At 64.2% G+C, this 9,401-nt stretch carries 8 protein-coding genes; 1 reads left to right on the top strand and 7 read right to left on the bottom strand.

Features of this window, described 5'->3' with window-relative positions; genetic code table 11:
- Window positions 1-313 precede the first annotated feature (313 nt).
- From WAZ62_RS17105 to proS, 5 genes are all read right to left on the bottom strand, one after another.
- Complete coding sequence (locus WAZ62_RS17105) at window positions 314-589, bottom strand: hypothetical protein (RefSeq protein ID WP_422644746.1); 276 nt, start codon at window positions 587-589, stop codon at window positions 314-316.
- Between the two features lie 58 nt (window positions 590-647).
- A complete protein-coding gene (dnaE, locus tag WAZ62_RS17100) occupies window positions 648-4,118 on the bottom strand; it encodes a DNA polymerase III subunit alpha (protein WP_422644745.1) in 3,471 nt (1,156 codons plus the stop codon).
- Window positions 4,119-4,270: 152 nt separating this feature from the next.
- A complete protein-coding gene (locus WAZ62_RS17095; RefSeq protein WP_422644744.1) occupies window positions 4,271-4,951 on the bottom strand; it encodes an ABC transporter ATP-binding protein in 681 nt (226 codons plus the stop codon).
- Entirely contained in the window at window positions 4,944-6,188 is a 1,245-nt protein-coding gene (locus tag WAZ62_RS17090; RefSeq protein ID WP_422644743.1) for a lipoprotein-releasing ABC transporter permease subunit, read from the bottom strand. The genes WAZ62_RS17095 and WAZ62_RS17090 overlap by 8 nt, the downstream gene beginning before the upstream one ends.
- Window positions 6,189-6,209: 21 nt before the next feature.
- The gene (gene proS / locus WAZ62_RS17085) at window positions 6,210-7,532 is read right to left on the bottom strand and encodes a proline--tRNA ligase (protein WP_422644742.1); all 1,323 of its coding nucleotides are present in this window, start codon (window positions 7,530-7,532) and stop codon (window positions 6,210-6,212) included.
- Between the two features lie 570 nt (window positions 7,533-8,102).
- On the opposite strand from proS, the gene WAZ62_RS17080 reads away from it, so the two are divergent.
- Window positions 8,103-8,441, top strand: coding sequence for a hypothetical protein (locus WAZ62_RS17080; RefSeq protein WP_422644741.1), 339 nt, complete (start codon window positions 8,103-8,105; stop codon window positions 8,439-8,441).
- 48 nt (window positions 8,442-8,489) lie between these two features.
- On the opposite strand, the gene WAZ62_RS17075 is transcribed toward WAZ62_RS17080, so the two are convergent.
- Window positions 8,490-8,750, bottom strand: a complete 261-nt coding sequence (locus tag WAZ62_RS17075; protein ID WP_422644740.1) for a DUF1467 family protein — start codon at window positions 8,748-8,750, stop codon at window positions 8,490-8,492.
- 35 nt (window positions 8,751-8,785) lie between these two features.
- Window positions 8,786-9,202, bottom strand: coding sequence for a methylmalonyl-CoA epimerase (gene mce / locus WAZ62_RS17070; protein ID WP_422644739.1), 417 nt, complete (start codon window positions 9,200-9,202; stop codon window positions 8,786-8,788).
- Window positions 9,203-9,401: the final 199 nt, after the last annotated feature.

Genomic DNA, 9,401 nt, shown 5'->3' with positions numbered 1-9,401 from the left:
CAACCGACGCCTCGCCAAGGACTGGGAAAACCTCGCCGACACCCTTCGCGCTTTCGTCACCCTCGCCTCGATCCAACTCGCCATCAGAAGGCTCGCGCGATAGTAGGCTTTTGAGTCAGGTTCTTATTTTTTCGCCATTCTGCTTCTCGTTCTTTTCTTTTCGTAAAATAATAAGTCATAACGACGCTTATAATAGCGGCTGCGGCGGAAATTGATGAAACGATGATAGACGAATCCATACGGATGCTCTGCCTCTTTACCGAAACATTTCATTCGCTCGTCGATTGAATCCCGCTCGGCGTCGGCGGAAAACTCAAGCCGATACGCCATTTGCGCGGCGCTTCGCGGCGATCATGACATCGAGACGGTGATCGAATTCCTCAGCCTCGACAAATGCGCCTTCGCGACGCCGCAGCAGCAGGGCCTTGAGCCGCTCGGGCGCACCTCCATCGCCTGCGAGGTGCTGGCGAAGAAGATCGAGGCTCAGGCCGACGACATCGCCAATACTGTCGAAACGCCCCTCCTCCACCAGCTTCCTGGCGAAGGCGAGCTGTTCGTCCGACAGCGGGATCGAGGGTTTAACGGACATAGCGGCACCTCTACGCCCAGAGTGTCACCCGACAATGGCCAGCGTCAACGGTTCCCCCTCAAAGCTCCACGACACGCTCCACCCCCGGCACCGCCTTGAAGTGCTGGATCACGGTCGGGCTCACCGCGAAGCGGTCGGGCAGTTCGAATTCCAGCTCGCGCGCCTCTTCCTCGAAGCCGAGGACGATGGCGATGCGGCCCTTGCCCTTCGGCACCTTGGCGAGGACGCCCTTCATGGCGTCGATGCTTCGGGTATCGGCAAGATAGAGACGGACGCCCGTCCCGGCGTTGGCGACCACCCGGTCGAGGCTGTCGATCTTCTGGGTCATCATGCGGACCATCTCGCCGTCGATCCGCCCCTCGACCTCGACGAGGACCGGGGTGCCGGGCTCCAGCAACTCGCGGCTCATGACCAGGACTTCCGAGAACACCGTGAGTTCGACCACACCGGTCTGGTCGGTCAGCTTGACGAAGGCGAAGCGGTTGCCGCTCTTCGCCACTTTCTCCTGGCGCGACAGAATGATGCCGGCGATGCGCAGCTTGGCCTGGCCCGAGGCGATGCGCCGCTCCACCTGCACCAGCCTGGTGATGCCGAGGCGGTCGAGCACCTTGCCGTAGGAATCCATCGGATGGGCCGAGAGATAGAAGCCGATGGCGTCGAATTCATTGGCGGAGCGGTCCATGGCGGTCCAGTCCGGCACTTCTGGCAAGGTGAGCACGTCGGCCGGACCGGAAGCGCCGCCGCCGAACAGGCTCTCCTGCTGGGACTGGCGTTCGCGGGTCGCGACATCGGCGAAGCGGACAATATGTTCCGCGCCGGTGCAGACCTTGGCCCGATTGCCGTCCAGACTGTCGAAGGCACCGGCCTTGGCCAGGTTTTCCACCTGGCGCCGGTTCAGCCACTTCGGGTCCAGCCGGTTGGCGAAATCGGCGAGGGAACGGAAGCGCCCGGCGGATTTGCGCTCGGCCAGGACTTTCTCGATCGCGTCATGGCCGATGATCTTGATCGCGGCCAGGGCATAGCGAATGGCATATTGCCCCTCGTCCTGCTGCTCCACCGCGAAATCGGCGTCCGAGCGGTTGATGTCGGGCTGCAGCAGCGGAATCTTCATCCGCCCCAGTTCCTGCCGGAAGACATTCAGCTTGTCGGTATTGGCGAGATCGAGGGTCATGATCGCGGCCATGAATTCGACCGGATAATTCGCCTTCAGATAGGCCGTGTGATAGGCGACGAGGGCATAGGCGACGGCGTGGCTCTTGTTGAAGCCATAGCCGGCGAATTTGTTCACGAGGTCGAAGATCTCGTCGGATTTCTTGGGATCGACGCCGCGCGCCTCCGCCCCCTGGTTGAAGCGGATGCGTTGCTGGTCCATCTCCTCCTTGATCTTCTTGCCCATGGCCCGGCGCAGCAGATCGGCTTCGCCCAGGCTGTAGCCCGCCAGGATCTGGGCGATCTGCATCACCTGTTCCTGATAGATGATGACGCCGTAGGTCTCCTTCAGCACGCCTTCCAGCGTCGGGTGCAGGTAATCCGGCTTCTCCTCGCCGTGCTTGCAGGCGATATATTTCGGAATATTGTCCATCGGGCCGGGGCGGTAGAGCGCCACCATGGCGACGATATCCTCGAAACAGTCGGGCTTCAGCTTCTTCAGGGCATCACGCATCCCCGAGGATTCAAGCTGGAACACGCCGACCGTATCGCCCCGCGCCATCAGTTCGTAGCTTGGCTTGTCGTCGAGCGGCAGGGCGGCCAGATCGATGGTGATGCCCCGGTCCTTGATCAGCTTCACCGCGAGGTCGAGCACGGTCAGGGTCTTGAGGCCGAGGAAGTCGAACTTGATCAGGCCCGCCGGCTCCACCCATTTCATGTTGTACTGGGTGACCAGCATGTCCGAGCGCGGATCGCGATAGAGCGGCACGAGATCGACCAGCGGCCGGTCGCCGATGACGACACCCGCCGCATGGGTCGAAGCGTGACGATAGAGGCCTTCCAGCTTCAGGGCGATATCGATCAGGCGCTTGACGTTCTCGTCCTCGTCCCGCGCCTGCTGGAGCCGGGGCTCCATCTCGATCGCTTCCTGCAGGGTGACCGGATTGGCCGGATTGTTCGGCACCATCTTGGCCAGCTTGTCGATATGGCCGAGCGGCATCTCGAGCACGCGGCCGACGTCGCGCATCACCGCGCGGGCCTGCAGCTTACCGAAGGTGATGATCTGGGCGACCTTGTCCGAGCCATATTTGTCGACGACATAGCGGATCACCTGGTCGCGCTTGTCCTGACAGAAGTCGATGTCGAAGTCGGGCATCGAGACGCGTTCGGGATTGAGGAAGCGCTCGAACAGCAGGCCGAAGCGCAAGGGATCCACATCAGTGATCTGCAAGGCCCAGGCGACCAGCGAACCCGCGCCCGAGCCGCGGCCCGGCCCCACCGGAATGCCATGGCGCTTCGCCCACTGGATGAAGTCAGACACGATCAGGAAATAGCCGGGGAATTTCATCTTGATGATGATGCCCAGTTCGAATTCCAGTCTTTCCCAATAGGTTACCGAGATTTCCTTACGCTTTTCCTCATCCATGGCGGGCGTGAAGACATGGCGCTCGAGGCGCATCTCCAGCCCCTCCTTCGCCATGCGGCGGAGTTCGGAGATTTCGTCGTGGCCTTCGCCGCAGGGAAAAGGTGGCAACAGCGGCCCCCGGGTCCTGGCCCGGATCGCGCAACGCCTGGCGATCACCAGGGTGTTATCCACAGCCTCCGGCAGGTCGGCGAACAACTCGCGCATTTCCTCGGCCGAGCGGAAACGGTGGCCGGGGGTCAGGTGCCGGCGCTCGGTATTGCCGACGGTCGAGCCCTCGGCGATGCACAGCAGGGCGTCATGGGCGGGATAGGTCGCCTCGTCGGCGAAATAGCAGTCGTTGGTCGCGACCAGCGGAAGGTCGCGCTCGTAGGCGAGGTCGATCAGGCCGGGCTCGGTCGCTTCCTCGTCTTCCATGCCGTGGCGCTGGATCTCGATATAGAGGCGGCCGGGGAACATCGCCTCGAAACGGGCCAGCAGCTCACGCGCCGCATCCTTCTGGCCCTCGAACAGCAGGCGGCCGATCGGCCCCTTGGCGCCGCCGGTCAGGCACAGCAGGCCTTCGGCATGCGGCGCGAGGGATTCGATCGCCACCTCGGGCGGGCGGCCCGTCTCCGCCTCGACATAGGCAGCGCTGGACAGTTTCAGGAGATTGACGAGACCGGCCGGATTCTGCGCCAGCAGCACGATGGGGTCGGGATCGGGCCGGCGACCGCTGCGCTCGGCCGAGCCGGGCGGCGCGATCGACAGCTGCACGCCCATGATTGGCTGAACGCCCGATTTCACCGCCGTATCCGAGAATTCGAGGGCGCCGAACAGATTGTTGGTATCGGTGACGGCGATCGCCGGCATCCCCGCCTTCTGCGCCAATGCCACCAGCTTCTTGACCGGGATCGCCCCTTCGGACAGCGAAAAGGCGGTATGGACGTGCAGATGCACGAAGGGGGCATAGGCCATGAGCGATTCTCCTGAAGCCCCAGTCTAGGACAGGGACTTCCCCTCTCCAACGCCGCGTGACTCCGGCGAAGGCCGGAATCCTGGCGCCATGGGGTGCGAACGGGTCGAAAGGCCCCGGCCTTCGCCGGGGCGACGACCGGGGCGGCGGCGGTTCAGAGCGGAACCAGACGGCCTTCGTGCATCTGGACGGTGCGGGTCATGCGCGCCGCCAGCGCCGGATTATGGGTGGCGATCAGGGCCGACAGGCCTTCGTCGCGGACAAGATGCAGAAGCTCGCCGAACACGAGATCCGCCGTCCGCTCGTCGAGATTGCCGGTCGGCTCGTCCGCCAGCAACACCTTGGGTCGATTGGCCAGCGCCCGCACGATGGCGACGCGCTGCTGCTCGCCGCCGGAAAGCTTGGCCGGGCGGTGGTTCGCCCGCGCGGTCAGGCCGACCTTGTCGAGAAGGACCAGAGCCCGCTCCCGCGCCCTGACCTTGGCCACGCCCGCGATCAGCTGCGGCACCATCACATTCTCCAGCGCGGTGAATTCCGGCAGCAGGTGATGGAACTGGTAGACGAAGCCGAGGTGGGACAGGCGAAGCCCCGTCCGCTCCCGGTCCGAGCGGTGGCCGGCGGCAATACCGCCGACGACGACATCGCCCGAGGTCGGCTTTTCCAGCAGGCCCGCGATATGCAGCAGGGTCGACTTGCCGGCGCCGGACGGCCCGACCAGGGCGACGATCTCGCCCGGGAAGAGCTGGAAATCGACGCCGCGCAGCACATCGAGCTTTTCCTCGCCCGAAACGAAGCTGCGGGTGATGCCGGTCAGGCGCAGCGAGGCCTCACTCATGACGCAGGGCCTCCACCGGGTCGAGCCGCGCCGCCCGCCACGACGGGTAGAGTGTCGCGAGCAGCGACAGGGCAAGGCCCATGAACACGACGGTCACCGTCTCGTCGATCTCCATCTTGGCCGGGATCTTGGACAGGAAATAGATCTCGTCCGGGAACAGGCGGGCGCCGGTCAGGCTTTGCAGGGCCTGGCGGATCGTCTCGATATTCTCGCAGAAGACGACACCGAGGGCGAAGCCGCCGAGGGTGCCGATCACCCCGATCGAAGCGCCGCAGATCAGGAACACGCGCATGATCATGCCCTGGGTCGCGCCCATGGTGCGCAGGATGGCGATGCCCCTGCCCTTGTCCTTCACCAGCATGATCAGCGACGAGATGATGTTGAAGGCGGCGACGACGATGATCAGGGTCAGGATCAGGAACATCACGTTCCGCTCCACCGCCAGCGCCCCGAAGAAAGTGGCGTTCAGCACCTGCCAGGTGGTCGCCCTTGTGCCGACCGGCGACAGGCCGATCAGCTTCTTGCCGACCATGGCGGCGTCATCCGGCTGGCGGATCATCACCTCGATCGCCGAGACGCTTTCGCCGGTCCTGAAGAAGGCCCTCGCGGCGTCGATCGGCATGAAGACGAAGGTACTGTCGTATTCCGCCATGCCGAGGTTGAACAGGCCGGCGATGCGATAGGCCTTCATGCGCGGCGTGGTGCCGACCACCGTCGTCGTGCCGGTGGGCGACAGGATGGTGACGGAATCGCCGACCCGGACGCCCATGCGGTCGGCCATGCGCTGACCGATCATCACGACATCATCGCCGGTGAAATCGGCGACCGAGCCGGCGACGATATTGCCGGAGACCAGCGGCAAGCGGGCCAGATCGGATTGGGACAGGCCGCGCACGAGACCGCCGCCCGCCTGGCCCCGCGCCGTGACCATCACCTGGGCCTCGACCATGGGCATGGCGCTGACCACATCCGGCAGGGCTTCGTATTTGGCCGCCAGATCGCCGTAATCCGGCATCGGCCCGAACTGCGCCTGGACGACGACATGGCCGTTGATGCCGAGGATCCGGCCCATCAATTCGGCGCGGAACCCGTTCATCACCGCCATGACGATGATCAGCGTGGCGACGCCCAGACCGATGCCGAGCAGGGAGAACCAGGCGATGATCGAGATGAAGCCTTCCTGACGCCGGGCGCGCAGATAGCGCCCGGCCAGCATCCATTCGAAACGACGGAACATCCTGCTCTCCCCCGTCGGCCCTCAGGCCGCGGTAAACCTGGCCACCACCTCGTCGAGGGCGACTTCCGTGCGCTCGCCGGTCTTGCGGTTCTTGATCTCGGCGACGCCCCTGGCGACGCCGCGCGGCCCGACATGAACCTGCCAGGGCAGGCCGATCAGGTCCATGGTGGCGAATTTCGCGCCCGCGCGCTCGTCGGTGTCGTCATACAGCGTCTCGACCCCGGCGGCTTCCAGCGCGGCGTAGAGCTTGGTCGAGGCGGCATCCACCACGGCATCGCCCGCCTTCAGGTTGACGAGACCGAGTTTGAACGGCGCGACGCTTTCCGGCCAGACGATGCCGGCATCGTCGTGGCTCGCCTCGATGATGGCGCCCATCAGGCGCGAGACGCCGATGCCATAGGAGCCCATCTCGAGTTCGATCGATTCGCCGTTCGGGCCGGCGACGACGGCGCCCATCGGCTTCGAATATTTGGTGCCGAAATAGAAGATGTGGCCGACCTCGATGCCCCGGGCCGCGATCTGCTTGTCGGCCGGCACTTCGGCGTCGAAGCGGGCGGCGTCATGCTTCTCGTCGGTCGCGGCGTAGAGACCGGTCCAGCGATCGATGATCGGGGTCAGGCTGGCGTCGAAATCAACCTCGGTGCCGAGGATGTCGTAATCGACCAGATCCTTGTGGCAGAAGACGGCGCTTTCGCCCGTGTCGGCCAGGATGATGAATTCATGGCTCATGTCGCCGCCGATCGGGCCGGTGTCGGCCGCCATCGGGATCGCCTTCAGCCCCATGCGGGCATAGGTGCGCAGGTAAGCGACGAACATCTTCTCGTAAGCCCGGCGCGCGCCTTCCTTGTCGATGTCGAAGGAATAGGCATCCTTCATCAGGAATTCGCGGCCGCGCATCACGCCGAAGCGGGGGCGCACCTCGTCCCGGAATTTCCACTGAATGTGATAGAGGTTCCGCGGCAGATCCCGGTAGGTCTTGATGCTGTCGCGGACGATCGCGGTGATCAGTTCCTCGTTGGTCGGGCCGAACAGCATCTCGCGCTCGTGGCGGTCGGTGATGCGCAGCATCTCCTTGCCATAGGCTTCGTAGCGACCCGATTCCCGCCACAGGTCCGCCGACTGGATGGTCGGCATCAGCAATTCGATGGCACCGGCCCGGTTCTGCTCCTCGCGCACGATCTTCTCGATGTTGCGCAGGACCTTGAGGCCCAGCGGCAGCCAGGAGTAGATGCCGGCGGCCGACTGGCGGACAAGGCCGGCACGCAGCATCAGCCGGTGCGAGACGATCTGCGCTTCGGCCGGGTTTTCGCGAAGGGTAGGCAGGAAATAGCGGGACAGACGCATGGCGGATTTCTCGTTGATCAGGCGGCGAAGGTAGGGAAATCAGGGCCGCGACGCAATCGGCACCCGCTTGTAATCCCGCCCCGTGCCAGCCGGTGCAGGATTCACCGCGGCGAATCGCCACCCCCAGACTTTAGTCGAAGTCGATTGTCACAAACCGGTACTCATCTTGCTGATTCACGCGCTTTTAAGCCTGATAAAAAAGCATGTTGCACTTTTTCGGGGCACACATGACGAAACCGCGTGACTCCCATGCGGCTATTGAGTAGCATCCTCCTCACCGAAAAAGGGGGCCGGCTCGGCTCACCCAAGTTTAGGGAGGAAGCGCCGTCGGGGCTACCAAGGCCGAAATATAACGGCTGCCGACAGTGCAAAGTGCAGAGTTAGCGCAAGGCCCTCCGGGGCCTTGTGTCGTTTCGGGGGCTATCCTCTCGCCTTCTGACCATCAGGCTTCATGATCTTGTCTTGATGGTGGCCAAGTCGCGGCCGCCGTGGGAATGATGGTGCGTGCCGCAGGCATGACCGGCTCGCTCCGAAGGGCGACCGGACCCAAAAAGAAAGAGGCCCCGACAAATGAGCCCATTCTCCGCGCTGAAAGGCGGATTGTTCGCGTTGCTTGCGATTTCGGCCGGCGCCGCACCGGCCCTGGCGGAAGACCTGACCTTCACCCTGAACAACGGCACCAGCGCCGCCGTGACCGAGTTCTATCTCTCGCCCGCCAATGTCGGCGACTGGGAAGAAAACCTGCTGGGCCAAGATGCCCTGCCCAGCGGCGCCGCCACGGATGTCACCGTCGCCGATGGTCGCGCCACCTGCACCTATGACATCAAGACCGTGTTCAAGGACGGCAGCGAGATCGACGACCGCGGCGTCAATCTGTGCGAACTCGGCGCCTATACGGTCCACGAGTAAGGCCGGTGCCGGCGGCCCCAACAGGGCCGCCGGTCGCCACATCGGGCCTCAGGGCGCTTCCATGAACTGACGGTAGCCCAGCAGGTCGTATTGAACGACCACCGAAAAAGCCACCAGCAGCACCAGGGCGATCCCCGTGGTGATCAGCACCTTCTTCAGAAGCGGCGGGCGGTGCGGAATACCCGAAGGGATTCCCCGTTCCGCCTGCACGCCCGCTTCCTCGGTGCTGCGCACGCCCCAGGGCAGCACGGCGAAAAACACCAGCCACCAGGTGATCGAGAAAAAGACGATACCGCCGAGGACGGTCATGATGCTGTCCGCATCGCGTTCGGGGCCGAGGCGGCTTACGCCGCCTTGGCCACTTCCTCGATCTCGACCAGGGTGCCGAGGAAATCCTTGGGGTGCAGGAACAGCACCGGCAGGCCATGGGCGCCGATCTTGGGATTGCCGTCGCCGAGCACGCGGGCGCCTTCCGCCTTCAGCTTGTCGCGAGCGGCGATGATATCGTCGACCTCGTAGCAGACATGGTGGATGCCGCCGCCCGGATTGCGCTCGAGGAAATTGGCGATCGGCGACTTCTCGCCCAGCGGATAGAGCAACTCGATCTTGGTGTTCGGCAGCTCGACGAAGACGACGGTCACGCCGTGATCCGGCTGGTCGATCGGGGCCGAGACCTTGGCGCCCAGGGTGTCGCGGTAAAGCGCGGTCGCCGACGAAAGGTCGGGCACGGCGAGCGCGATATGGTTCAGTCGTCCGATCATGGCTTCCACTCGGTTGAAGGCGATGACCGGAAATTAGGATCGCCGCCGCATTGCCGCAAGAACCCTTTGCGACGGTTTCGGGAATCCACCTAGCCGCGCAGGCGGATCACCTGGACATCGGTCACGGGCTTGCGCCCGGTCAGCCGGTTGGCGGCCTTGCGCGCGGCCTGCCGCGCGGCCTCGGCCAGCGTGTCGGCGT

The sequence above is a fragment of the Zavarzinia sp. genome (genome assembly GCF_049306435.1).
Taxonomy (GTDB): domain Bacteria; phylum Pseudomonadota; class Alphaproteobacteria; order Zavarziniales; family Zavarziniaceae; genus Zavarzinia.
The sequence above is the reverse complement of the archived record's forward strand: the minus strand, read 5'-3'. Positions and strand labels throughout refer to the sequence as shown.